This is a genomic window from Micromonospora sp. NPDC049523, from assembly GCF_040676775.1.
Classification (GTDB): domain Bacteria; phylum Actinomycetota; class Actinomycetes; order Mycobacteriales; family Micromonosporaceae; genus Micromonospora_G.
Genome location: NZ_JBFAPP010000008.1, coordinates 223,895 through 249,052, shown reverse-complemented (window position 1 = coordinate 249,052; position 25,158 = coordinate 223,895). Strand labels below are relative to the sequence as shown.

Genomic DNA, 25,158 nt, shown 5'->3' with positions numbered 1-25,158 from the left:
CGATTGCTATTCGATCTCAGAAAGGTCACGCTCCGACCGTGGACTATCGGGACTGGGGGCGCGGTGAGCTCACCCGCCCCGTGCGGCGCCCAGCCGACGCCTGGGTCGATGATGGCGATCCACGCCCCGGTGACCCCTACTCGCACACCGGTGACGGTTACGAACCCACCGGTCGCCGCCGTGGCGCACACCGCAGTGACCCGGAGCGGTACACCCCGAGCTGGGCGCTGGAGTCCCCCACCAGGGCGCAGGACGACTACGGCCGTACCGATGACGACGCCCGCTACCGGGACGATCCGGAGCCGGGTCGGCGCTGGGCGGACGACAACCGCAGCACCGCACGTGACACCGCCAGCACCGCACGTGACACCGGCTCGGCGCGTACGACCGGGTCCGGCACGGACAGTTCGGCGACGGACTACTGGACCGCTCCGACCGGTTGGCAGGGCACCGAACCCACGGGTGGCAGACGACGGAGGGCCGAGCCGGACGACCGGCCGGCGGGGCGCGCGGGTCGACACGCGGACAACACCGACGACCTGGCCGGCGACAGCGTCACCGACCGTCGGGACGGCGACGGGTACGACCGCCAGCGGCGCGGCCGCTCCGAGCGTACGCAGCCGACCGCCAGCACCTGGAGCGACTCCGGGGTGGGCACGGACGACACCCGTACCGGTGGTCCACGGGCCGGCGGCACCCGGCGTCGCGCCGATCGCCGCAGCCGGGACTGGTCGGACGACGCGGCGCCCGTAGCCGGTCGGGACGGCTCCGCCGGCACGAGCCGGTGGAGTTCCGGCAGCGACACCACGATCGGCGCAGAGCAGCGGCGGAATCGGTCGACCGGGGAGTCCCGGTCGGGGCGTTCGGCGGACGCCGCCCGCTGGGAGCGGTTCGACGACACCGGCGTCTGGGACCGGGACGACCTGGACGCACAGCTCGACGCGACGGATCGCACCGACCCGACGAGCCGATCCAGTCGCTCGACCCGTGGCGGCACGTCGGCGGAAACGCGGCGCGCAGACCGGGCCGACCGGTCGGGGCGAGCCGAACCCACGGGCCGAGCGGACCGCGCAGACCGGGCCGCTGCAGACCGCGCAGACCGGGCCGCTGCAGACCGCGCGAGCCGGGCCGCGTCCACGGGCCGAGCTGGCCGCTCGGACCGGAGCGACCGGCCGGGGCGGACGGAACCCACCGACCGCGCGGGCCGAGCAGACCCCACGGACCGGACGGGCCGCACGGAACGGACGAGGCGGGCAGACCGAGCCGGGCGGGCGGACCTGCGGGCGGTGCCCGAGCCGGACGACCGGGTACGGCCGACGCGGTCCGAGCCGCCGGAGCCGGTGACGGACGAGCCCTCGACGGGTCGACGTAGCCGCGACAGGTTCACCGAAACCGGCCAGTGGAACCGGGTGACCGACACCGGTGAGCGACGGCGAGGGGCCGAGTCGCGGCACCGGGCCGACGACACCGGCCAATGGGACCGGTTCGACGACACCGGCGCCTGGGACCGGTTCGACATCGACAACCCGGATCCCGAGGACGGCACCGGGGTCTGGAGTTCGTTCAGCGACACCGGCCGGTGGGATCGGGCCACGGACACCGGCCAGTGGGACCGGTTCACCGACACCGGCGTCTGGGACCGCAGCGAGTTGGCCGCGCTGGAAGAGCCGGACCGGCGGGACTCCGGTGGGACACCGGCCTGGCGCGATCGCGACGCCTTCTGGTCGGGTACCCGCCTCGCTGGCGACGACCCACGCTGGATGGAGACACCCACCTCCGCGCCGCGATCACCCGCGGTGGCCTACCCGCGTCCGCCGAGGACCAGGCCGCTCAGCACTCCGGTGGCACCGACGACAGGGGCCCGGCTCGCGCCCACCGCGCCGGTCGAGCGGCGTACCGGCCGAGGTGGGCGGGGCACCGAGACCACCCGGGGTACGCGCAGCGCCGAGACTGCGCAACCAGGGCTGGGCAGCCTTCCGGGCCGGAGCAATCGGCCCGTACGCAGGATCGAAGAGGACCTCCTCGACGCCGAACCTTCCAGCAGCCATCTCGCCGCGGTGCTCTACACCGCCGCCTGGTACGCCGTACCGGTGCTGGTGTTCTTCGTGTGGCTGGTGACCCTGGACAACAGCGTGCCGGCCGGTTGCGTGACCGATCCGACCGGCGGCGGGTGTGATTCGGAGCGAGCGCAGGCGCTGGCTTCGATCCTCGGTGCTGCCCCGCGCTTCGGTGCCGCCCTGATGGGCAGTCTGGTGGTGGCGCTGTTGCTGCGTTGGGTGAGCCGAGCCTGGCGACCGGCGAGCCTCGGGCTCGCCTCGGCGGTTGTCGGCGGCGGGCTCTCCACGGTGCTGTACAGCGTGGTCACCGGTCAGCAACTCGGCTGACCCCGGGCCGCGGCGTGCCGGGTCCCGATTTCGGTGATGCAACGAGTGAAGGCCGCACCCTCGGGTGCGGCCTTCACTCGTCAGTTCCGAACTAGCGGCTCTGCACCACGTTCAGGTCGAACTTGGCGGTGACCTCCGGGTGCAGCTTGACCCGCACCGGGTACGCACCGACCGACTTGATGTGGCCGGGCAGCTCCAGCCGGCGCCGGTCGAGGACCGGGCCGCCAGCGGCCTTGACCGCGTCGACGACCTCGGCCGGGGTGACCGAGCCGAAGAGGCGACCGCCTTCGCCGGCACGCGCCTTGAGGCTGACCTTGAGGCCCTCGAGCTGGCCGGCAACCTCGGTGGCGTGGCCGAGGTCGCGGATCTCACGGGCCGAGCGGGCCCGCTTGATGACCGAGACCTGCTTCTCCGCACCCTTGGTCCACACGATGGCGAAGCCCTGCGGCAGCAGGTAGTTACGGCCGTAGCCGTCCTTCACCTCGATGACATCGCCCGGGGAACCGAGACCGGACACTTCCTGCGTCAGGATGACCTTCATATCGGCGTCTCCTCTCAGCGGGCCGTGGCCGTGTACGGCAGGAGCGCCATCTCACGGGCGTTCTTGACCGCACGGGCGATCTGGCGCTGCTGCTGGGAGGTAACCCCGGTCACCCGCCGAGCGCGGATCTTGCCGCGGTCGGAGATGAACTTCCGCAGCAACGCGGTGTCCTTGTAGTCGATGTAGGTGATCCCGTCCTTGTCGAGCGGGTTCACCTTCTTCTTCGGCTTGCGCAGTGCCGCAGCCTTTGCCATTGCTCTTGCTCCTGGTTTGCGATCTCGAGCGCTCGGCGGCGCCATCAGAACGGAGGCTCTTCGTCGAAGTTTCCGCCGCCCGAACCGGAAGCCGAGGAGGACGGGGCTGCCGTGGCCCACGGGTCGTCGAAGTTGCCTCCGCCGCCCTGCTGGCCACCACCGCCACCGCCACCGCCGGAGGCGCCGAAGCCGCCACCGCCGCCACCGGAGCGCGACATCTTCTGCACCTTCGCCGTGGCGTACCGCAGCGACGGGCCGATCTCGTCGACCTCCAGCTCGATGACGGTGCGCTTCTCACCCTCGCGGGTCTCGTACGACCGCTGGCGCAGCCGGCCCGAGACGATCACGCGGGCACCCCGCTGCAGCGACTCGGCGACATGCTCCGCTGCCTGCCGCCATACGGTGCAGGCGAGGAAGAGCGGGTCGCCGTCCTTCCACTCGTTCGTGGCCCGGTCCATGAACCGGGGCGTCGAGGCGACCCGGAACTTGGCAACCGCCGCGCCGGACGGGGTGAAACGCAACTCGGGGTCATCAGTCAGGTTGCCGATGACCGTGATGGTGGTATCTCCTGCCATGACCAACTCCTCGCGCACTCATAACACTCCGCCGTAAGGCTGCCAGAGCAGTACGACAGAGCGCTTGAGGCTGATCCGGGCGTGCCGGGAAAGAACGCGCGTCAGCGCGTTTCCGGCCGGATGACCTTGGTGCGCAGCACGGACTCGTTGAGTCGCAGCTGACGGTCCAGCTCAGCCACCGCCGCAGGCGATGCCTGCAGATCGATGACGGCGTAGATGCCCTCGGCCTTCTTGTTGATCTCGAACGAGAGGCGCCGGCGGCCCCACACGTCGAGCTTCTCCACCGAGCCACCCGCGGTGCGGATCACGTTGAGGTACGTGTCGAGCGACGGGGCGACGGTGCGCTCCTCGAGGCTTGGATCGAGGATGACCATGATCTCGTAATGACGCAAGACGTGCTCACCTCCTATGGGCTAACGGCCACGGTCCTTCCGTGGCAGGAGGTCGTGCGTCGTTGCCGCTAACCGGCGGGGGAACCCGTGGTTACGCAGACAACCTGACCAGGATACCCGGTGACGTACCGAGACGTTCACCGGGCGTACGGGGTGTTGACAGGGCCCCTTCCTACCGAAGATCGATAGGAAGGGGCCCTTCCTTGCAGAGCCGCGGGGCGCCCTGTCCGCATTCTTTGGGTGGGACCTGGGGAGGAACGACCACACCGATGAGGTTGGACAGGAGGCGCCCCGCGGAGCCTACTTAGTTGTCATCTTACGCCACAACAGTCCGTGTTGCTCGTTGAGCGACGATAGCCCGAATTGCCCCAACACTGACACCCAGCACGCAGATCGCCGCGATGAGCGCGAGCAGCCGGGTCAACCCCGCGTCCCGGACCGGCTCGGCCGGCACCATGGGCTGCTCCACCGGGCTGGCGGGGCGGGCCGACGGGAAGGCACTCCCCTCCGCCGCGCCGGGCCGCGCGGCGGAGGGGGGCCATGGATCAACGTCAGTCGTACGTCCGACCGCCGACGCCGTCGCGACCTGCCCGCCCACCGCGGCCGCCAGCGGCGGCGCGCCGGCGAACAACGCGGCCACAACCATGGTGGTGCGGCGGTGTCGGAGCAGCGACGGCACTTCTTCGTCCCTCGGGTCGGCAGCGATTCCGGCCCTGATCCGAGCGCCGGACCAGGAGTCTCACCACTGCTAACGACCGGTCCGGCGAGCGGTAACGCACCCCGCGGCGAGGCACCCTTCGGCGCCAGCCGACGGCCGCCGCGATGCCGGCACGGGCCCATGGGACGTAGGCTCGCCCTCATGCGTATCGGAGCCCACGTCGATTCTGCGGACCCGCTGGACGAGGCCACCCTCCGCAAGGCGGACACGGTGCAGTTCTTCCTCGCCGATCCGCAGGGCTGGAAAGCACCGGAACCCAGGGCGGACGCCGACCGGTTACGCGCCGCCGAGGTCGACGTCTACATCCACGCGCCGTACGTCATCAACGTGGCGACGTTGAACAACCGGATCCGGATCCCCAGTCGCAAACTGTTGGTCGAGCACGCCAACGCGGCGGCGACGGTGGGCGCCCGAGGGCTGATCGTGCACGGTGGTCACGTGAACAAGGGCGACGACATCGCCAAGGGATTCGACAACTGGCGCAAGACCTTCGCGTACGCGGCCGAGTCCGGCGGGTTCGCCACCCCGGTGCTGATCGAGAACACCGCCGGTGGCGACAACGCGTGTGCCCGCCGGTTCGACGCGCTCGCCCGGCTCTGGGACGCGGTCGGTGAGTACGGCGTCGGCTTCTGCCTGGACACCTGTCACGCCCACGCCGGCGGCGAGGACCTGCTCGACATCGTGGACCGGGTCAAGGCGATCACCGGCCGGATCGACCTGATCCACGCCAACGATTCGAAGGACGGATTCGACTCCGGCCGCGATCGGCACGACAATCTGGGGCAGGGAAAAATCGATCCCGACCTGGTGGTCGCCGTCATCCGCGCGGCCGGCGCCCCGGTCGTCGTGGAGACGCCGGGTGGGGCCGACGGCCAGGGCGCGGACATCGCATTCCTGCGCGACCGCGTGGGCCGGTAGGAAAAGCAGGCTGATGACAACGGACCAGTCGAACGCCACCGACGTGCCCGCCGACGCGGCCACTCAAGCGACCACCGGCACCGACGAGCCGGCGACCAACCCGGCCTGCCCCACCACCAACGGATCCGACCGCGACAAGCCCGCCAACGGGATCGACGCCGTGGGCAAGCCCGACCAGGCCGAGCCGGTGACCGGGTCCGACGTCACCAACGAGCCGCATGGGAACGGCAAACCCGACCCGAACGCCAAGACCGGAAGCCACGGCAAGGCGGACCCGAAGAGCAAGGCCGAGGCCAGCAAGGCGGACCCGAAGACCGCGCCCGAGGCCAGCAAGGCGGACCCGAAGAGCAAGGCCGACGCAGCGACGGCTGCCGAGCCGACGGTGATCGACCTCGGCGTGATCAAGCCGAACGCCCCGGCAACCGGAGCACGACCACCGTGGTGGCGACGGGCCTGGCCGTTGCGCCGGTCGACGGCGGACGCCGTACAGCTCAAGCCGGCCGCCGAGGCGAGCGAGTCGGAGGCGGAGCCGGTCGACCGGTGGTCGGCGTTCGCTCCGGCACCGGAGCCGGTACCGAGTCGGTTGAGCCGGATCACCCGGGTCCTGGTGCACGAGTGGACCCTGGCTGGTCTGGCCAGCCTGGTGCTCGCCGTCGTACTGACCTGGCCGACCTTGCGCTATCCCGCGCACACCATCCCGCAGGACATCTGGGACCCGACCCTGCAGGCGTGGCAGATGTCCTGGTCCGGGCACATCCTGCTGACCAATCCGGCGCTGCTCTGGCAGTCGAACGCGTTCTACCCGGAGTCCTGGAGCTTCGCCTTCTCCGACACCCTGCTCGGGTACGCCCCGGCCGGGATGATCGGTCACGGCCCGGTTGCCGCGCTGGTGCGTTACAACATCATCTTCGTGCTGGCGCACGCCCTCGCCACCGTCGGCGCGTACGCGCTGGTGCGCCAGCTCGGCGCGGGCCGGATCGGGGCGGCGGTCGCCGGGGTGGCGTTCGCGTACCCGCCGTGGCTGCTCTCCCAGGCCGGGCACCTGCACATCATCTCCAACGGCGGAATCCCGCTGGCGCTGGCGATGCTGGCCCGGGGACACGGCTGGTCGTTGCGGCACGGCTTCCGGCCCGAACGCAAGCACGCCGGCTGGGCACTCGGCGGCTGGCTGGTCGCCGCCTGGCAGCTCAGTCTCGGCTTCGGCATCGGCCTGCCGTTCGCGTACCTGCTCGCCGTGATCTTCATCGTCTCCGCGGTGACCTGGTTCGTACGGCGTACCTGGTTCTGGCCGGAACGGCGACCACTCGGCGTACGGCTGCTCCTGGCCGACTTCTGGGGCGCGGTGATCTTCGCGGGTATCGGCGTACTGCTCGCCATTCCGTACTTCCGGGTCGCCGAGCTGCACCCGAACGCCAAACGTACGGTCGGAGACCTCGCCCTCTACTCGCCACCGCCGAGTGGTTTCGTCGTCGCGCCGCAGGAGTCGCTGCTGTGGGGCAGGCTGCACGAAGCGGCACGGGCCGGGCTGCCGTGGGCGCCGGAGAACACGCTGCTGCCCGGCTTCGTGCTCTACGCGCTGGCCCTCGCCGGCCTGTTCTTCTCCATCTGGACCGTCCGGCAGCGCCTGCTGTTGCTGGGCGGGGTGCTCGTCAGCGGCATCCTGACGCTGGGCACGGAGTTCTTCGGCGGCCGGTTCACCTATCTCCCGCTCTTCGAGCACCTGCCCGGTTGGGACGGGCTGCGCACTCCCGGCCGGCTGATGATCTGGACCACGCTGCTGCTCGGGATACTCGCCGCCGGATCGGTGAGCGCGTTCGCCAAGCGGGCGCGGGACATCTCGGCGGCGGAACGGATCCCGCCGCGTCCCGGCCCGCTGTTGCGCCTGGCCACCCTGCTGCCACTGGTGCTGGTGCTGGCCGAGGGGCTGAACTCGACCCCCACCCCGATCGTGCCCGCCCAGCCGGCGGCGCTGCGTACGGTCGACGGCCCGGTCCTGGTGCTCCCGTCCGACCAGGGCACCGACCAGAACGTGATGCTCTGGTCGACGAGCCGTTTCCAGGACGTGGTGAACGGCGGCAGCGGATTCACCCCGGACTCGCTGGCCCAGGCACGCGAGCGTACGCGGGCGTTCCCCGACCAGGAGAGCGTCGACTACCTGCGCGGGCTCGGGGTGAAGACGGTCGTCCTGCTCAAGGATCGGGCGGTCGGTACGCCCTGGGAGGGCGCCGCCGACCAGCCGGTGAACCAGTTCGACATCCTGCGTGAGGACAGCGGCGACACCATCGTCTTCCACCTCGACGGAAGCTGACCCTGGGATCCGAGACTGGTGCTCGGCACGGCCCGAAACGAAAGCGGCCCGGTTCCCCCGAAAGATCGGGTGAACCGGGCCGCTTCGACTTCTGGCCCTCGCTGCTTCCGCTAGGCCACCGGCACCGGTTGACCGGGCGCGGGCGGTTCCGGGGAGGCGTCGGAGTTGTCCGCCCTGCGTCCCGTACGCCATCGGGTGAACCACGGTGCGTCCGCGGCACCGTCCAGGACCCCGCCGTCCGGGTCGTCGTCGTAGGTGGCGCGTACGGGGTCGAGTTCGGGGCGGAGCACCTCCCGCACGATCAGCCCGCAGAGCACCGCCACGGTGACCAACCGGAGGGTGGCGGCGAGCACGAAGACGCCCTCCGGGAAGACCTGTTTGCCGGAGGCGCCGAGCAGTTCGCCGTAGAAGGCGACGAAGTAGCAGACCTCGGCGAACTGCCAGGCCAGGAACGCGCCCCAGCGGGGCCGGGCGAGCACCAGCAGCGGCAGCAGCCAGAGCGTGTACTGCTGGGACCAGACCTTGCTGAAGATGAGGAACGCGGCGACCACAAGGAAGGCGAGTTGGGCCAGCCTCGGCCGGCGCGGCGCGAGCAGCGCCAGCAGGGCCACGCCGACGCAGGCCAGCCCGAACAGGACGTACGTCAGGTAGTTGAGGGTCGGGTCGACGTGGTTGCTGAGCCACTGGAACGGTCCCTGGTCACCGGGGTTGCCGCTGTTCCACTTCCCGTCCAGGTAGCGGCCGATGTACCAGAGCGTGCCCCAGTCGATCGGCCGCTCGGTGTTCAGTTCGAAGAATCGGTCCCAGCTCTCCCGGTAGGGGATCGCCACCGGCAGGTTGACCGCGACGACCGTGACGACGGCGGTGCCGGCGGCTATCAGCGCCTGTTTCAGCCGGTTCGCTCGGATGGCCAGCACGATCAGCGGGCCGAAGATGAACAGCGGGAAGAGCTTCGCCGCGCCGGCCAGGCCGAGCAGGATGCCGGCCGCGACGGGTCGGCGCCGGGCCCAGGCGTACATGCCGAAGGCGGCCAGGCCGATGGCGAGCAGGTCCCAGTTGACGGTGGCGGTGACCAGCAGCGCCGGTGACAGGGCGAACAGCGCCGCGTCCCAGGGTCGGCGGCGGCGCAGCGACAGCAGCATGGCCACGGTCGCGACCGCCAGGGCGCTGAGCACGATGGCGTTGACGTTGTAGAACCACATGCCCTGGTTGAGGCCGGGCCGGGACTCGCCGAGCGCGTGTACGGGCAGGCCCAGCGCGCCCATGAAGTAACCGGTCACCACCGGGTACTCGACCGGGTGGTCCGCGTAGGGCACCTTGCCCTCGTTGAGGCCCTCGGCGTAGTAGAGCGCGAGCACGTCGGTGTAGCAGAGCCGGGTGTACTGCACGTTGTTCTGCCACGCGCCGTCCTGGCAGGGCGACTTCTGCACCCAGTGCAGGGCAAGCGTGAGGCAGGTCAGCGCCAGCACGATCCGGGCGGCGCTCCAGAAGACGACGCCGCCGCGTCCACCGCCACGCGGTCGGCCGGCGGCGTGTGTGCCCATCGGTCCGCCGATCGCCTCGGCCAGTCCGCGGACGAAGCCGTCCGAGCGGGAGGGGTGGTCCACCTTTTCAGGCTCGTCGATGCCTGCCGTCGACTGCGCGCTCATGAACAGGCATCCTGCCGTACGCGACCGCGATCCGTCCCGCCCGGTCCGCCCGTGTCGGCGGCCGGGTACGGAAATGGGCCGGCGGCCGGGTGATCACCCGGCCGCCGGCCCGTCAGATCGATCAGTTCCGCGTACGCGGGGTGGGGCTCACGGTCCCGCCGCCACCGCCGCCACCGCCCTCGGGTCGACCCGGCTGGTTGGGTTGCCCCGGCTGGTTCGGCTGACCCGGTTGGTTGGGCTGGCCGGGCTGGTTCGGCTGACCTGGCTGGTTGGGCTGACCCGGCTGGTTGGGCTGGGTCGGGATGGTGCCCGGCGGGCAGAGGATCGGGATCGGGTTGTCGCAGGTTGCCGGCGGCGGAGGCGGCGCGATGCCGTTGCCGGCGTCCGGGTCACCGAAGTCCTTCGGCGGATCGGCGAACTTCTCCGTCTTCATGCCCTTGGACGCGGCGTTCATGAAGTCTTTCCAGATGTCGGCGGGTAGCCCGTTGCCGCCGATCGCCGCCTTGTTCTTGTCCTTGATCGCCTTCAGGTCACCGACGTTGCCCACCCAGACCGCGGTCGCGATCTGCGGGGTGGCACCGACCATCCAGGCGTGTGCGTTGTCGCTGCTGGTCGGGCTCAGTTCCCAGGTGCCGGTCTTGCCGGTCGCCGGGCGGTTGCCGGACAGGGTGTCCTTGTTCGCCTCGGGAATCTTTTCCAGCACCGCGTTGACGCTGTCGGCGACCTCGGTACGGATCTTCTGCTCCACCTTGATCTGTTCGCCGCCGACCTTCGTCCAGGCGCCGGTCTCCTTGTTCTTCTGCTCGACCTTCGCGATGAAGTGCGGCTTGCTGTACTTGCCCCGGGCGGCGAGCGTGGCCACGCCGGTGGCGTGGTCGAGCACGGTGATCGCGTACTGGCCGAAGCCGACGTAGGTGTCGAACGGGGAGTCCTTGCCGGAGCCCTTGACCAGGTCGTACGGCTTGTTGTCGTCGGTCCACATGGTGGTGACGCCGGCCGCCTTGGCCATTTCGACCACCTTGTCCACGCCGATCTTCTCGGTCACGTGGTAGAACGGCACGTTGTACGACTGGACCGTGGAGAACTCGAGCGAGCAGTTCTTGCCACACGTCGCGTTCCGACCGGCGTTCTGGACCTTCGGGCCGCCACCTGGGACCTGGAACGGCGTCGCGTCCCAGTGCGAGTCGACCGCGATCCCGGCTTCCAGTGCCGCCGCCAAGGTGTAGATCTTGAAGGTCGAGCCCGGCGGATGGCCACCGGTCAGGGTGCCTTCCATGTTCTTGCCGGCGTAGTCGTGACCGGTGCCGTTGTCACCACCGAAGTAGGCCAGCACCCGGCCGGTTCCCGGTTGGATCGCGACCGCGGCAGCCATCAGGTTCGCCGGCTGGTCGCTGAGCTCGGATCCCTTGGCCTTGCGCCAGGCGGCGGCCTCCAACGCCTTCTGCATCTTGCCGTCGATGGTGGTGGTGATCTTGTAGCCGCCGTCCCGGATCTCCTTGACACAGGTCTCGGCGCTCGAACAGATCTTCTTCTCCACCATTTCGTCGCGCACGTAGTTGACCACGTTGCCGACCGGGGTGTTGATGCCGCACTCGGTGGCGCAGGCGGTGTTGGGCGGGAAGACCTCGGGGTACTCGACCGGCCGCTTGTCAGCCGGCAGCCACTTCTTCTCCACCATGCCGTTGAGTACGTAGTTCCACCGGTCCTTGGCGGCCTCGAGGTTGTCCGCCGGGTCGTAACCCTTGTGCCCGGTCACCTCGTCCGGCTGCGGCTGCTTGATCACCGCTGCCAGCACCGCGCCCTGGGCGGGGGTCAGCTTGTCCACCGGCACGTGGAAGTACGCCTGCGCCGCCGCGTCGATCCCGTACGCGCCCCGACCGAAGTAGATCGTGTTCAGGTAGAACTTCATGATCTCGGGCTTGCTGTACTTCTCGTTCAGCTTGGACGCCAGCACCGCTTCTTTGATCTTCCGGCCGTAGCCGCCGCTGAGTTCCATCGCGTTGCGGGCGTACTGCTGGGTGATGGTCGACGCGCCCTGCTTGCTGCCGCCGGTGAAGTTGTTCCAGGCGGCCCGGGCGATACCCACGTAGTCGAGACCGCCGTGGGTGTAGAAGTTGCGGTCCTCGGCCGACGCGACCGCCTGCTCGACGTAGTCGGGGATCTGCTCGATCGTGACGAAGTTCCGGTTGTACTCGCCCATCTTCACCAGCTGGGTGGTGCCGTCGGCGGCGTAGATCGTGCTGGACAGCGGGAGCGCCAGGTCCTCCGGCAGCACCACCGTGGTGGAGTAGTACGTCGTGGCCACCACGCCACCACCGGCCAGCATGATCAGTACGGCGAAACCGGCGATGAGCCAGTTGATCCGCTTACGCATCTTGGCCTTGCGCAACGACTCGGGATCGGTGCCGCCCCGCCGGCCACGCCGCCCGGGACCGTCCGGCCCACCGGGGCCACCGGGTCCGTTCGGACCCCCGGGTCCACCGGGACCACCCGGACCGGCGGGTGAGATCGGACGTACGCTGGCCCGACCGGCGACCCCCGCACTGCCGGCCGCGCCGCCGACCGAAGCCGAGCCCACCGAAGCCGAGCCGACGCTGGCCCGTCCGACCCGCGCCCGACCGGCTCCGACGGACGCCGAGCCCACGGAGGCGGAACCGACGGAGGCCGAGCCCACCGAAGCCGAGCCCACCGAAGCGGACCCGACGGACGCGGAACCGACCGAAGCGGAGCCTCTCGACGCCGTACCTCTGGCACCGGGACCGGCGGAGGCGGATCCCGAGGCAGCCGGGCCTCCCGGGGGCGCGCTGCGCGGCCCGGAGCCGACCGAGGCGGAACCGACCGAGGCCCGTCCGCCGGCGGCCGGCCCTACCGAGGCGGAACCGACCGAAGCCGAGCCGCGTGGGGCGGATGCCGCTGCGCTGTGGCCGTTCGAGCCACCGTTGGCCGACCAACTCGCACCGGCGCCATCCGGCGCGGACGAGCGGTAGGTCGGGGAGACGTCCTGAGCCGGACGCCGGTACGGGTCGTCCGCCGTGGGTCCGGGTTCGCCGTTGGGCCCTGAACCATGGGCCTGACCGCGTGCGGAACTGGGGTCGCCGTACGAGTTCATCTGTCACACCCTGCCGGTCGCAGTGGGGCGCGCCAGCGCCACCACCGGGTTGCCGTGAGCTAGGACACGCTGCAAGCCTGACCGGGATTGCCCATTGCCTGCAGCCATTTCGGGAATAACCGGACTTATCCGGTTAGAAATCCGCCACTCGCCCTGACTGGTCAAGGAAACCGTGCTAGGGGCCGGGGGCGGTGGGTTCACCGTTGCGCCTCACGCCTTCGACGAGCTGTCGGGGTCCGGGAGCCCGTGGCGGCCATCGCCTCGCCGCCGCCAGCGTCACCCTGATCGGTCGCCAGACCGTCCCGTCCGAGCAGGTACTGCTCGACGAGGTGGTTCCAGTTGCAGGCCTGGCAGACCTCGACCACGTACACCTGGAATTCACGCACAGTCATGGCGAGCACAGGTAGCTCCGCCAACCTGCGTGCCTGACCGGCGGACTGCTTGAGCTCATCGCCGTAAATGTAGTGGACGTGCGTGAGATTCTCGCGCCGGCAGATCGGGCACCGCACCTCGGTCGGCTCGCCGTGGAAGTGAGCGGCGTTCTTCAGGTACGGAGACGCGTCACAGACCTCGTAGGTCCCGACCCGCCCGGCGTAGACCTCGCGCAGCACCGCCCGCTTCTGGAGCGAGTAGTCCACCACCCGGCGCTGCGTACGCATGCGGTGAAGGGTACGCGGTTCGGCCCGGCGAGGCGACCACCGTCACACCCTGTGACGACACGCATGCCGATCCGGGGTTTGCCCTCGCCGCGCCGGGGGGCTACGGTGCGATGTATCGGGCCGATACATCGGGTGGATTACCGGAGAGCAAGCGGGGAATGGAGGACTGGCATCTGATGCTCGAACTCGCCATTCTCGGCCTTCTCCAGGAGTCCCCCATGCACGGCTATGAGCTGCGCAAGGAGCTCACCGCCAAGCTCGGAGCCATCCGCGCGGCGATCAGCTACGGCTCGCTCTACCCGACGCTACGCCGGCTGCAGGCCGCCGGTTGGATCGTGGAGGCGGCCGAGACCTCGGTCACCACCGAGGTGGTCCCGGCACTGACCAGTCGCCGGGGCCGGGTGGTCTACAAAATCACCGCGGAAGGCAAGGAGCGGTTTGCCGAGCTCATCGCGCAAACCGGCCCGGAGACGTACGAGGACACCGGATTCGGGGTGCACTTCGCGTTCTTCGCCCGTACCGACCAGGCAACCCGGCTACGGATCCTGGAAGGTCGCCGACGCAAGATCGAGGAACGTCGCGAAGGTCTGCGCGACGTGCTGGGCCGAGCGGCCGAGCGCCTCGACGCGTACACACTCGAACTTCAGCGCCACGGGCTGGACGCCTGCGAACGCGAAGTCCGCTGGCTGGAGGAGCTCATCGCAAACGAGCGCTCCGGCCGGTCCCCGGCGGCACCCTCGGGTGCCGGCGGGACCCCATCAACCGAGATAAGCCCGTCTCCGCCTGGACGACAGCAGTCCAGCAATGAGCCGGAGCGGCCGTGATAAAGAAGGAGGCAAACGCGATGGGCTCCGTCCGCGTCGCCATCGTCGGTGTCGGAAACTGCGCCTCGTCCCTGGTACAGGGCGTGGAGTACTACCGCAATGCCGACCCAAACGACCGCGTGCCGGGTCTCATGCACGTTACCTTCGGCGACTACCACGTCTCCGACGTGGAATTCGTCGCGGCGTTCGACGTGGACGCCAAAAAGGTGGGCATGGACCTGGCCGAGGCAATCGTGGCCAGCGAGAACAACACGATCAAGCTGGCTGACGTGGCGCCGACCGGCGTCACCGTCCAGCGTGGTCCGACCCTTGACGGGCTGGGCCAGTACTACCGGGAGATCGTCCAGGAGTCCGACCGCGAGCCGGCCGACGTCGTGCAGGCACTGCGTGACGCCCGGGTCGACGTGGTCGTGTCCTACCTGCCGGTCGGCTCCGAGCAGGCGGACAAGTTCTACGCCCAGGCGGCCATCGACGCCGGCTGCGCGTTCGTGAACGCGCTCCCCGTGTTCATCGCCTCCGACCCGGCGTGGGCGCAGAAGTTCACCGACGCCGGCCTGCCGATCGTCGGCGACGACATCAAGAGCCAGGTCGGTGCGACGATCGTGCACCGCGCGCTGGCCAAGCTGTTCGAGGACCGCGGGGTCGAGCTGCTGCGCACGTACCAGCTCAACTTCGGCGGCAACATGGACTTCATGAACATGTTGGAGCGCACCCGCCTGGTCTCCAAGAAGATCTCGAAGACCCAGTCGGTCACCTCGCAGATCCCGCACGAGATCAACAAGGGCGACGTGCACATCGGCCCGTCGGACCACGTGCCGTGGCTGGACGACCGCAAGTGGGCGTACATCCGGCTCGAGGGTCGCTCGTTCGGCGACGTACCGCTGAACGCCGAGCTCAAGCTCGAGGTCTGGGACTCGCCGAACTCCGCCGGTGTCATCATCGACGCGGTTCGCGCGGCGAAGATCGCACTGGACCGGGGTATCGGTGGACCGATCCTCTCGGCCTCGTCCTACTTCATGAAGTCCCCGCCGGTGCAGTACTCCGACCACGACGCCCACCAGTCGGTCGAGGACTTCATCGCCGGCACCGTCGAGCGGTAGTCAGCCCGCGGTGAGCACCGAACGCTGAGCGACGATCAGCACACTTCGAGGGCCGGGTCCGCTGGACCCGGCCCTCGCTGGTTGTCCGCCCGTCCCGCGCTGGTCCGTCAGCTCAGCGCCCGGCCCGTTGCAACAGCTCAGCCCCAGGCCCGCTGCAGCGCGACACCGGCCTCGATCTCGAGCAGCTGCCGCTTGCGGGGCAGTCCGCCGCCGAAGCCGACCAGCTTGCCGCCCGCGCCGACGATCCGGTGACAGGGCACGATGACCGGGATCGGGTTGCGGTTGCAGGCAACCCCGACCGCGCGGGCCGCACCCGGATCACCCAACGCCGCGGCCACCTCCCCGTACGTGCGCATCTCCCCGTACGGAATCGTCGACATCTCCCGCCACACCGCCCGTTCGAAGTCCGAACCACGGCGTACGGAGAGCGGAACGGTGAAGTCGGTCAGCTCGCCGGCGAAGTACAGCCGGAGTTGTTCGACCGCCGCCCGACGCCACCGCCCGTCCTGTCCGGCTGGCGCCTCCGGTTCCGTCCCGGCGGGAACCGCGCCGTCGACCGGCCCGAAGTGCACGCCGCAGATCCCGGCGTCGTCGGCGGCAACGGACAGTTCACCGATCGGTGTGTCGAGCACGGTCCAGCGCATCGGACCATTATCCAAGGGGAGGTCAGGCCCGGTCGAGCTGCTCGGCGAGGCGGGCCGCGACGGCCCGCACCCCGCTCTCGCCGCCGGGATCGGGCAGGTTGAGCGTGGAAACCAGCGAACCCCGCCGTACCACCACGAAGTAGGAGACCGTCGCGGGCGCGTCGGCGGTCACGATCCGGCCCCGTACCAGCAGCGCCGCGTCGCCGGCGAAATCCGAGTCGAGCAGGCTGAACGAGACCTGCCCACCGTAGGCCGGGTAGCTTCCACAAGCCTCCAGCACCCGGCGTACGTCCTCCAGTGCCCGCCCGGCCCAGTCCGGCTCGTACGCCTCGACCACCTGGAGCGCGGCGGCCCGGGGTGATGCGCGCAGGTACTGGCGGGCGACGCTGTCGCGCCGGTGTCGCTGTGCCGGGAAGTCCGCGTCCCGGTACGCCGGGCAGTCCTCCTGGGCCCAGGGCCAGCGCGTTCCGTCCGCCGAGGTGGTGCCGGCGGTCCAGTCGCCGCCGAGGGCGTCCGCGCCCAGCAACGCCGGTTCGACCGCGGCCCGACCGCCCGCCGGCCCGCCCCCTGACGGTCTGTCGGCGCAGGCAGACAGGATCATCCCGGCCAGCGCGAGCAGTGTCACGACGAGCGTCGACACCGCCCGTACCCGTGTGATCGGCATCGTCGGCTTGCCCCGGTGGTTGGCCACGCCAGTAGGACGCGACCCCCCGCAGCCGGCGTTGCATCCACCGCGCCACCATCGCGCCCGGCTAGCCGTGCACCCGGCGGCCGAGGCCGGTCGGGGAGGTCGCCCGGACCGCGGTCCGGCAGCCCACTCAGCGGCTCGACCCGGACGGGGCCGGCGACCTGCGCAGCGACCGTTCCACATCACGGGCCAGGGGAGTTGCGGGGCTTGACGGATGGCCGGACCTGCGCGGGCCGGGCGTGCGATGCTGGCGCCAACCGGACTTTTCGGCCTACGGCTACGCCAGACCCGGTGGTTGCCCGGTCACACGTCCGGGGTACCCGTGAGTCGTGCGTCACGTCCGCTGATCCCACCAAGGGTGACGTGTCATCCTGGCTAAGGCGCTGTCTAAGGATGACACGTCACCCTAGTAAAGGAAGATCCAAACATGACCAAGGTAGCCATCATCCTCGGCAGCACCCGGCCGGGTCGTAACGGCGAGGCCGTCGCACGCTGGGTCTACGACCTCGCGAGCAAGCGCACCGACGCCGAATTCGAGTTGGTCGACATCGCGACCTTCAACCTGCCGCACCTCGACGAGGCGATCCCGCCGTCGATGGGCCAGTACGCCAACGAGCACACCAAGGAGTGGGCCTCGAAGATCGCGGAGTTCGACGCGTACATCTTCGTCACCCCGGAGTACAACCACTCCACGTCGGGCGCGCTGAAGAACGCGATCGACTACCTGTACGGCGAGTGGAACAACAAGGCGGCCGGCTTCGTCAGCTACGGCTCCCTCGGTGGCGCCCGCGCGGTCGAGCACCTCCGCCTGATCATGGCCGAGCTGCAGGTCGCGACCGTCCGCGCCCAGGTCGCGCTCTCCCTGCACAGCGACTTCGAGAACTACAGCGTGTTCAAGCCGGCCGCGATGCACGACGACGCGCTGAACACCGTGCTCGACCAGACGGTCGCCTGGGGCCGCGCGCTCGAGACGCTGCGCAAGTAATCGCCACACCCCGGTACGACTCGAACGGGGCGGTGTCCGGACCGGACGCCGCCCCGTTGCCGTCGGTACCGGCGGACGGCGGACGTGGCGCGGGTGGACCGCCGGCATGACCGCGCCGTCGGTACGCGCTCAGCCCGCGATGCCCTGGTCCCGCGCCCAGCGCTGCAACTCCGCCTCGGCCTGGTCCCGGTCCATCGGCCCGCGCTCCAGGCGCAGTTCCTTGAGGTACCGCCACGCCTGCCCGACCAACGGACCCGGCGGTACGCCGAGCAGCTCCATGATCGCGTTGCCGTCCAGGTCGGGCCGGACCCGAGCCAGGTCCTCCTCCGATTGGATCCGGGCGATCCGCTCCTCCAGCGCGTCGTAGTCCCCGGCGAGCTGCCGCGCCTTGCGCCGGTTACGGGTGGTGCAGTCCGACCGGGTCAGTTTGTGCAGCCGCGGCAGCAGCTCACCCGCGTCGGCGACGTACCGCCGGACTGCCGAGTCGGTCCACTCGCCCCGGCCGTACCCGTAGAACCGCAGGTGCAACCCGACCAGCGCGACCACCTGCGAGGTCACGTCCTTGGGGTAGCGCATCGCCTTCATCCGCTGCTTGGTCAGCTTGGCGCCGACCACCTCGTGGTGGTGGAAGCTGACCCGCCCGTCCGGGCCGACCGCCTTCGTCGCCGGCTTGCCCGCGTCGTGCATGAGCGCGGCCATCCGCAGGATGAAGTCGCAGCCGTTCTCCTCCAGCCGGACCGCGTTGCCGACCACGGTCAGGGTGTGCTCGTACACGTCCTTGTGCTGGGCGTGCTCGTCGATCTCCAGCTTCAGGCCGGACAGCTCGGGCAGGAAGCGGTCGGCCAGGCCGGTGTCGACCAGCAGCCGCAGGCCGGTGATCGGATCCGCGCCGCAGAGCAGCTTGGTGAACTCGTCCCGGATCCGCTCGGCGGTGATCCGGTCCAGGTCGGCCGCCATCGCGACCATCGCCGCGTGCACCTCCGGCTGCACGGTGAAGCCGAGCTGGGCCGCGAACCGGGCCGCGCGCAGCATGCGCAACGGATCGTCACCGAACGACTCCCGCGGCGTTCCCGGCGTACGGATCACCCGCGCGGCCAGGTCGGCGAGCCCGCCGTACGGGTCGGTGAACACGTGTCCGGGCAGGCTGACCGCCATCGCGTTGATGGTGAAGTCGCGCCGGCGCAGATCGTCGATCAGGTTCGTGCCGTACTGGACCACCGGGTTGCGGGTGATCTGGTCGTACGACTCGGCCCGGAAGGTGGTGATCTCCAGCCGCAGCCCCTCGCGCTGAGCGCCGATGGTGCCGAACTCGCGGCCGGTCTCCCAGGTAGCCTCGGCCCAGCCCCGGAGCAACCGCAGCGTGTCGTCCGGGTGGGCGTCGGTGCAGAAGTCGAGGTCGTCGCCGAGCCGGCCGAGCAGCGCGTCCCGGACCGAGCCGCCGACCAGGTGCAGTTCGTGACCGGCGCGGGCGAATCGGCGTCCCAGCTCGTCGGCGACGGGGGAAACCCGCAGCAGCTCGGCGACGGCGTTGCGTTGGACGGTGGTCAACCCGGCCTCGGAGGGCTGGGGCGCGGCTGGTCCAGCGGCGGGTGCTGCGGCTGGTCCGGCGGCGTCGGGAGCGGAGGTTTCGGACATGGGAACGCCAGCCTATCGGTCCGGCCCGGCTCAGATCCCGGCGGGCAGACCAGCCGGATCGGACTCGGCGCGGCGGACGATCGCACCGGTTGACTAAGGTCTGAGCAGTATCGGCCGGGCACGCCTGCCCGCCGTACCGGTTGGGGAGGCTCTCATGGGCGACGGGCTGTACCGCAGCGCGAACGCCATGCCGCACGGAGTCCCGCCGCCCGCGGACGGCGCGACCCTGATCTCGATCGAGTCCCTGGACCAGCCCATGGTCGAGACCACCGCGTCGGCCCCGGAGCCGCCGGGCGAGGGGAACGCCGCGGGTAACAGCGCGGTGATGGCGATCGGCAGCCTGGTGAGCCGTGGTACCGGCTTCCTGCGTACGGTCGCGCTCGGTTCGGCGCTTGGCTCGCTCGCTGTGGGCAACGCCTACACCACCGCCCAGATCTTCCCGGGCATGGTCTACGAGTTCCTGCTCGGCGGCATCCTGACCAGTGTGCTGATCCCGGTGCTGGTCCGGCGCCGCAAGGCCGACCCGGACCAGGGCCAGGCGTACGCCCAGCGCCTGCTCACCCTGGCGGTGTTCGCCCTGGGAGTGGCGGCGGTCATCGCGGTGGTTCTGGCCCCCGTGCTGACCGCGCTGTACGGCAGCGACCAGACCAGCGAGGACTTCCAGCGGCTGGTCACCCTGCTGTCGTATCTGATGCTGCCGATGATCTTCTTCACCGGCCTCTCCGCGTTGATCAGCGCCGTGCTCAACGTCCGGGGCCACTTCGCCGCCCCGATGTGGACGCCGATCCTGAACAACCTGGTGGTGATCGCCACCTTCGGGATCTACATCGCCGTCTTCGGGGCGAAGGTGATCCCGGCGGACGAGATGACGCCCGGCCGGATCGCACTGCTCGGTGGCGGCACCCTGCTCGGGGTGGTCGTCCAGGCCGCCGGGCTGGTGCCGGCCCTGCGCAAGGTCGGTTTCCGGTGGCGCTGGCGGTTCGACTTCCGCGCTCTGGGCCTGCGCGAACTGGCCCGCCTCGGCGGCTGGATGTTCTGTTACGTCGCGGTGAGCCAGATCGGCCTGGCCGTCCTGTTCAACCTGCTGAACCGGGCCGGAGACGCCGACGAGGCCGGGCCGCTGATCTACAACAACGTCTTCCTGCTGGTGATGATGGCGCACGGCATCGTGGCGGTGTCGATCCTCACCGCGCTGATGCCGAGGATGAGCGCGGCAGCAGCGGAGGGCCGGTACGCCGACGTCGTCGCCGACCTTTCCCGGGGAACCCGGGTGGTCACCGCGGTACTCGCCCCGATCGCGGTCTGCTACGCCGTGCTGGCCAACCCGATCGCGGTCGTGCTGTTCCGGTACGGCGCGTTCAGCGCCAAGAGCGCCACCGCGACCTCGGTGGTTCTGCTGGTCGGTGCGCTGGCGCTGATCCCGTTCGCGGTGAGCCAGCTCTTCACCTTCGCCTTCTACGCGCTGCCGGACACCAAGACCCCGGCACTGATCAACATTCCGGTGGTGGGGATCCGGATCGTGGTGCAGATCGGGCTCTTCGCCGCGTTCAGCGCCTCGTTCGCCGCCGCCGGGCTGATGCTCGGCAACGCTGTGTCGTACCTGGCGGCGGTGGTGATCACGGCGATGCTGCTGCGGCGCCGGATCGGCCGGCTCGGCCTCGGCGAGATCACGAAGACACTCGGCAAGGTGCTGGTCGCCGCGCTCGCCTCGGCCCTGGTCGGGTGGCTCGCCCTGCAACTGCTGCCGGGGGATTCGACGCCGAGCCGACTGGAGGCGATCATCCGACTGATCGTCGGTGGTGGTCTGATCGGCGCCAGTTATGTCGGGCTCGCCATGCTGCTGCGGATCAGCGAGATCAGCGAGGTGGTCCAGCTCGTACGACAGAAGGTTGGTCGCTGATCGTCACGACACGGCTGGGGACGAGCTGTGGATAACCGAGGGATGTCCGTGGATGAGCGAGGGCCTGGCTGTGGACAACCGCAGATCTTCGTCGACCACGGAACGGGCGGGCGGGCCACACCGGTGACCCTCGCGCAAGTAGTTGAAATCAACCGATAGATTAGGAATTGCCGGTGCCATCAAGGCGGATGACACCGGTCGTACTTGGACTGTTCGGCATACTCCCGGCACCGGGTCGGGTACGCCCGCAAGATGACATGTCGGGGATGAGTCCATCCCAGGTAAGGTCGCTCTCGACAGGTGCGGAGAGCGCCTACGCTATGGAATGGCGCCCAGCGTCCGGTCCACCGGCGATAGAGCGGAAAACCAATGCCCAGCAGCACGGGTCCATCGATCGCGACAATCATCGAGGGAGGACGGGTGACCCAGGTCGGCGAAGGTCAGGAGGCGGACGAGGTCACTCCGCCCGTTATGGCCTTCGGTGCCCCCGCCGTCGGTGAGGTCCTCGCCGAACGGTACGAGTTGGCCGAGCACATCAACGACGACAGCGCGGGCCGCCAGGTCTGGCGGGGTGTCGACGTGGTGCTTCGCCGGCCCGTGGCCGTGGTGCTCCGGTACCCCGGCGGCGACTCGGCGATGGAGATGCTCCAGGCCGCGGTGACCGCGAGCCGGGTGATCCATCCCAACCTGGTCGGCGTCTACGACGCCATCGACGAAGACGAGCGGGCGTACGTCGTACGCGAGTGGGTGGACGGCCACTCGCTGCGGGAACTGGTCGCCGACGGTCCCCTCGAACCGGCCCGCGCCACCAGCATCGCGCACGCCGTCGCCGGTGCCATCGCCGCCGTACACGCCACCGGAATGGTGCACGGCAACGTCCACCCCGGCACCGTGATGGTCGGTGACGACGGCCGGGTGGTGCTCGCCGACGCCCGCGCCGACGGCGCCGACACCATCGAGACCGATGCCCGAGCGGTCGGCGGCGTGCTCTACTTCGCCCTCACCGGGGCCTGGCCGCACATCGAGGCCAACCTCTCCGGCGGCCGGGGCCGCTCCGCCCTGCCGGACGGGGTCCGGGACGCCAACGGCGCCCTCGCCGCACCCCGTCAGGTACGGGCCGGCGTGCCGGCGTACCTCGACGACCTGACCATGGACCTGCTCGACCCGCAGCTCGCGGTCCCCTCGGTCGACGTGCTCGCCGCCGAACTCGGCCGGCTGAACGCCGCCGCCGAGGAGCAGTACCTGGACAACAGCGGCCCGCTGCGGTTCGCCACACACGACGAGGAGAGCGTCGGCGCTCCGACCGCACCCTCCGGTACGCGCAACATCGTCGCCGGGGTGGCCGGACTGCTGGTGATCGCCCTGATCGGCCTCTACTTCGGCATCAACGCGCTCTCCGACAAGGGCGGCACCAACGCCGCCTCGCCGAGCACCCCGCCCGGTGCCACCGCCCCGGCCGGCGGCACGGACGCGCCGACGACGCAGCCGCAGAAGATCCCGATCGACGGCAACAGCGTCCGGATCGTCAGCACCGGCACCGACCGGGGCCAGGAGCTGAACGGCGCTGCGGCCGTGGTCGACGGTGACGTCAACAAGGGCTGGGAGTCCGACTCCTACGAGGGCCCGAAGTTCGCCAGCCTGAAGTCGGGCATGGGCGTACTGATCGACCTGAAGGAGCCCCGGGCCATCAAGGACGTGCAGGTGGTCCTCGCCAATGCCGGCGCCACCGCCGAGCTGAAGACCGGGACGACGACCCTGCCGTCCAGCAAGGCGTCGGACACCCAACTCGTCGCCAGCTACACGATCCTCGGCGAGCCGTACGAGCGGGCCGGGGCGAACATGACCTTCAGCGCGTTCGACTCCACCCAGAAATACCAGTACCTGCTGTTCTGGGTCACCGACATCACCAAGAACGCCAAGAACGAATACCGGCTCGGCATCCAGGAAATCACGGTCCGGGCACCATGATCGACGGGCCGGCGCACTACATCCGTCCACCGGGACAGGCCGGGTCATGACCGGCCTCCCGGTGCCGGACGAGACGGGCGGCGCCCCGGCCGACACCGCAGGTGCCCCCGGCCGGCTCACCGAACTCAGCGACGCGGAACTGCTCCGCGCGCACGTCGACGGTGACCGGGACGCCTTCACGACCCTCTTCCACCGGCACCGGGACCGGCTGTGGGCGGTGGCGCTGCGTACCCTCTCCGACCGGGAGGACGCGGCCGACGCCCTACAGGACGCACTGCTCTCGGCCCACCGCGCCGCCGCCCGCTTCCGCGGCGACGCCGCGGTCACCACCTGGTTGCACCGCATCGTGGTCAACTCCTGCCTGGACCGGATTCGGCGCCGGCAGGCACACCCCACGGTTCCGTTGCCCGACGGCTCGCGGACCGACGAGACCGGCCGGTGGGCCGGCATCGAACCGGCCGCCCCGGCCCCCGACCACGACACCGCCCTCGTCGTCCAGCAGGCGCTGGCCAAGCTTCCGGCCGAGCAGCGGGCCGCGATCATCCTGGTCGACGTGCAGGGCTACCCGGTCGCCGAAGTCGCGATCATGCTCGGTGTCGCCGAGGGCACGGTGAAGAGCCGCTGCGCCCGGGGCCGGGCCCGGCTCGCCCTGATCCTGGGCCACCTGCGCCCCCGTGGACCGGCCGTACCGGCAACGAACAGGGCGGACAAGGACGTGCCGTCGGTCACCCGGGGGAACCCAGCGACCGGTGGCGGCGTCCGATCGGGGTCGAGTCATTCCGGGCGCGACGGCATGCAGGAGGAACAGTGACCGCGGGCCAGTCCAGCGAGGTCGACCTCGACCTGCTGGCCGACTATCTCGAGGGGGTCCTGACGGACACCCCGGAAGAGGCTGCGGTCGCCCGCCTGATCGAGGCGGACCCGGAGTGGGCGGCCGCGTACGCGGCACTGGCCCTGGCGTTCGACTCGGTCCAGCAGGACCTGGCCGGCTGGGCGGCCACCACCGAACCCATGCCGGCCGAGATCAGCGACCGGCTCACCGCCGCGCTCGCCGATGCCGGGCCGCTCGGCCAACCCACCATCCCGACCCAGTTCACCGAGCAGAACCCGGTGAGCGAGCAGGCCGAGCGCCGGCTCACCCTCGTACCCGGGTCGGACGACCGGGCGCACGGCGGCCGGGACCGCTCCACGCGGTCGGCCCGGCAGCGCCGGTCGCGCCTCGCCGGTCTGGTGGCGGTCGCCGCCGCGGTGATCGCGTTCGCGGGCTTCGGACTCAGCCGGCTCGGCCTGTCCGACAGCGCGTCCACCGACAGCGTGGCCAGGGCCCCGGCGATGGCCCCGTCGTTCGCACAGCCCGCCGCGCGGCAACTGGTCGCCACCGGCACCGACTACGCACCCGCCACCCTGCACGGCGCGGTCGCCAACCGGCTCCAGGGCACCGTCGAGGAGCGCAGCGGCACCGACGCCGCCAGCCCGCCCGACGCCAGCTCGCCGGGCACCCTCGGCGCCGCGCGGGAGCCGGGACAGGGCCCGCAGGCAGCCGGTCTGACCCGGCTGGCCGACCCGGACGCGCTCACCGCCTGCCTCGAAGCGATCGCCCGCGCCCACGGCCGCGGCCCGATCACGTTCGACCTGGTGGACTACGCCGCCTTCGAGGGCACTCCCGCGCTCGTGCTCGGCCTCGTCGACGGCACCGGCGCCCGTTGGGCCTGGGTCAGCGGCGCCGACTGCGGACTGCCCGGGTCGGGCCCGGACACCCGCTACCAGGCCCAGGTAGGGTGAATCGACTCCGCACGCCTGTTTGGCCGTCAGCGTGACGTGACCCACCGGATGGCCGGCTAGGGAATTTCCCCTTCGTAAGATGACGTTCTGCTCAACAGTTGCCGGTCGTCGGATCATCGGCCGGC

Annotated in this window: 19 protein-coding genes and 1 pseudogene; 10 read left to right on the top strand and 10 right to left on the bottom strand. The window is 70.3% G+C overall.

The window, feature by feature from the left end; translation table 11 throughout:
* Positions 1-38 precede the first annotated feature (38 nt).
* The gene (locus tag AB0J90_RS15090) at positions 39-2,384 is read left to right on the top strand and encodes a hypothetical protein (RefSeq protein WP_363596046.1); all 2,346 of its coding nucleotides are present in this window, start codon (positions 39-41) and stop codon (positions 2,382-2,384) included.
* Between the two features lie 91 nt (positions 2,385-2,475).
* On the opposite strand, the gene rplI is transcribed toward AB0J90_RS15090, so the two are convergent.
* The 4 genes from rplI to rpsF all read right to left on the bottom strand — a co-directional run bounded on the left by rplI (position 2,476) and on the right by rpsF (position 4,146).
* The gene (rplI, locus tag AB0J90_RS15085; RefSeq protein ID WP_363596044.1) at positions 2,476-2,925 is read right to left on the bottom strand and encodes a 50S ribosomal protein L9; all 450 of its coding nucleotides are present in this window, start codon (positions 2,923-2,925) and stop codon (positions 2,476-2,478) included.
* A gap of 14 nt (positions 2,926-2,939) precedes the next feature.
* Entirely contained in the window at positions 2,940-3,179 is a 240-nt protein-coding gene (gene rpsR / locus AB0J90_RS15080; protein ID WP_007073789.1) for a 30S ribosomal protein S18, read from the bottom strand.
* A gap of 44 nt (positions 3,180-3,223) precedes the next feature.
* Complete coding sequence (locus AB0J90_RS15075; RefSeq protein WP_211349271.1) at positions 3,224-3,772, bottom strand: single-stranded DNA-binding protein; 549 nt, start codon at positions 3,770-3,772, stop codon at positions 3,224-3,226.
* Between the two features lie 83 nt (positions 3,773-3,855).
* The gene (rpsF, locus tag AB0J90_RS15070; protein ID WP_121157770.1) at positions 3,856-4,146 is read right to left on the bottom strand and encodes a 30S ribosomal protein S6; all 291 of its coding nucleotides are present in this window, start codon (positions 4,144-4,146) and stop codon (positions 3,856-3,858) included.
* An 859-nt stretch (positions 4,147-5,005) separates the two neighbouring features.
* Between rpsF and AB0J90_RS15065 the strand changes: the two genes are divergently transcribed.
* Both AB0J90_RS15065 and AB0J90_RS15060 read left to right on the top strand, forming a co-directional pair.
* Entirely contained in the window at positions 5,006-5,782 is a 777-nt protein-coding gene (locus tag AB0J90_RS15065; protein WP_363596042.1) for a deoxyribonuclease IV, read from the top strand.
* 13 nt (positions 5,783-5,795) lie between these two features.
* Positions 5,796-8,090, top strand: a complete 2,295-nt coding sequence (locus tag AB0J90_RS15060) for a hypothetical protein (protein ID WP_363596040.1) — start codon at positions 5,796-5,798, stop codon at positions 8,088-8,090.
* A 110-nt stretch (positions 8,091-8,200) separates the two neighbouring features.
* On the opposite strand, the gene AB0J90_RS15055 is transcribed toward AB0J90_RS15060, so the two are convergent.
* The 3 genes from AB0J90_RS15055 to AB0J90_RS15045 all read right to left on the bottom strand — a co-directional run bounded on the left by AB0J90_RS15055 (position 8,201) and on the right by AB0J90_RS15045 (position 13,507).
* Entirely contained in the window at positions 8,201-9,739 is a 1,539-nt protein-coding gene (locus tag AB0J90_RS15055) for a glycosyltransferase 87 family protein (protein ID WP_363596038.1), read from the bottom strand.
* 121 nt (positions 9,740-9,860) lie between these two features.
* Positions 9,861-12,128 (bottom strand): transglycosylase domain-containing protein, encoded by a 2,268-nt coding sequence (locus tag AB0J90_RS15050; RefSeq protein WP_363596036.1) that lies wholly within the window; start codon positions 12,126-12,128, stop codon positions 9,861-9,863.
* A 917-nt stretch (positions 12,129-13,045) separates the two neighbouring features.
* Entirely contained in the window at positions 13,046-13,507 is a 462-nt protein-coding gene (locus AB0J90_RS15045; protein WP_363596034.1) for a DUF5318 domain-containing protein, read from the bottom strand.
* 176 nt (positions 13,508-13,683) lie between these two features.
* Here AB0J90_RS15045 and AB0J90_RS15040 point away from each other — a divergent pair.
* Positions 13,684-14,244 (top strand): annotated as a pseudogene (locus tag AB0J90_RS15040) (PadR family transcriptional regulator); the annotation flags it as partial.
* Between the two features lie 107 nt (positions 14,245-14,351).
* Positions 14,352-15,431, top strand: coding sequence for an inositol-3-phosphate synthase (locus AB0J90_RS15035; RefSeq protein WP_363596032.1), 1,080 nt, complete (start codon positions 14,352-14,354; stop codon positions 15,429-15,431).
* 137 nt (positions 15,432-15,568) lie between these two features.
* On the opposite strand, the gene AB0J90_RS15030 is transcribed toward AB0J90_RS15035, so the two are convergent.
* On the bottom strand, positions 15,569-16,075 hold the full coding sequence (locus AB0J90_RS15030) for a methylated-DNA--[protein]-cysteine S-methyltransferase (RefSeq protein ID WP_363596030.1): 507 nt from the start codon (positions 16,073-16,075) through the stop codon (positions 15,569-15,571).
* Positions 16,076-16,097: 22 nt separating this feature from the next.
* On the bottom strand, positions 16,098-16,739 hold the full coding sequence (locus tag AB0J90_RS15025; protein WP_363596028.1) for a hypothetical protein: 642 nt from the start codon (positions 16,737-16,739) through the stop codon (positions 16,098-16,100).
* 451 nt (positions 16,740-17,190) lie between these two features.
* On the opposite strand from AB0J90_RS15025, the gene AB0J90_RS15020 reads away from it, so the two are divergent.
* A complete protein-coding gene (locus AB0J90_RS15020; RefSeq protein ID WP_363596026.1) occupies positions 17,191-17,748 on the top strand; it encodes an NAD(P)H-dependent oxidoreductase in 558 nt (185 codons plus the stop codon).
* Positions 17,749-17,877: 129 nt separating this feature from the next.
* Here the strand turns inward: AB0J90_RS15020 and AB0J90_RS15015 are convergent, their stop codons facing one another.
* Positions 17,878-19,383 carry a CCA tRNA nucleotidyltransferase gene (locus tag AB0J90_RS15015; RefSeq protein WP_363596024.1) on the bottom strand — a complete coding sequence of 502 codons (1,506 nt, stop codon included), beginning with the start codon at positions 19,381-19,383 and terminating at the stop codon, positions 17,878-17,880.
* A gap of 154 nt (positions 19,384-19,537) precedes the next feature.
* Between AB0J90_RS15015 and murJ the strand changes: the two genes are divergently transcribed.
* The 4 genes from murJ (at position 19,538) to AB0J90_RS14995 (ending at position 25,033) form a co-directional block, all read left to right on the top strand.
* Positions 19,538-21,283: a murein biosynthesis integral membrane protein MurJ gene (gene murJ, locus AB0J90_RS15010; RefSeq protein ID WP_363596022.1), complete on the top strand. Its 1,746-nt coding sequence runs from the start codon at positions 19,538-19,540 to the stop codon at positions 21,281-21,283.
* 369 nt (positions 21,284-21,652) lie between these two features.
* Positions 21,653-23,251 (top strand): protein kinase family protein, encoded by a 1,599-nt coding sequence (locus tag AB0J90_RS15005; RefSeq protein WP_363596020.1) that lies wholly within the window; start codon positions 21,653-21,655, stop codon positions 23,249-23,251.
* A 46-nt stretch (positions 23,252-23,297) separates the two neighbouring features.
* Positions 23,298-24,062 carry an RNA polymerase sigma factor SigM gene (gene sigM / locus AB0J90_RS15000; protein ID WP_363596018.1) on the top strand — a complete coding sequence of 255 codons (765 nt, stop codon included), beginning with the start codon at positions 23,298-23,300 and terminating at the stop codon, positions 24,060-24,062.
* Positions 24,059-25,033: a hypothetical protein gene (locus AB0J90_RS14995; RefSeq protein ID WP_363596016.1), complete on the top strand. Its 975-nt coding sequence runs from the start codon at positions 24,059-24,061 to the stop codon at positions 25,031-25,033. Before sigM ends, AB0J90_RS14995 begins: the two co-directional genes overlap by 4 nt.
* Positions 25,034-25,158: the final 125 nt, after the last annotated feature.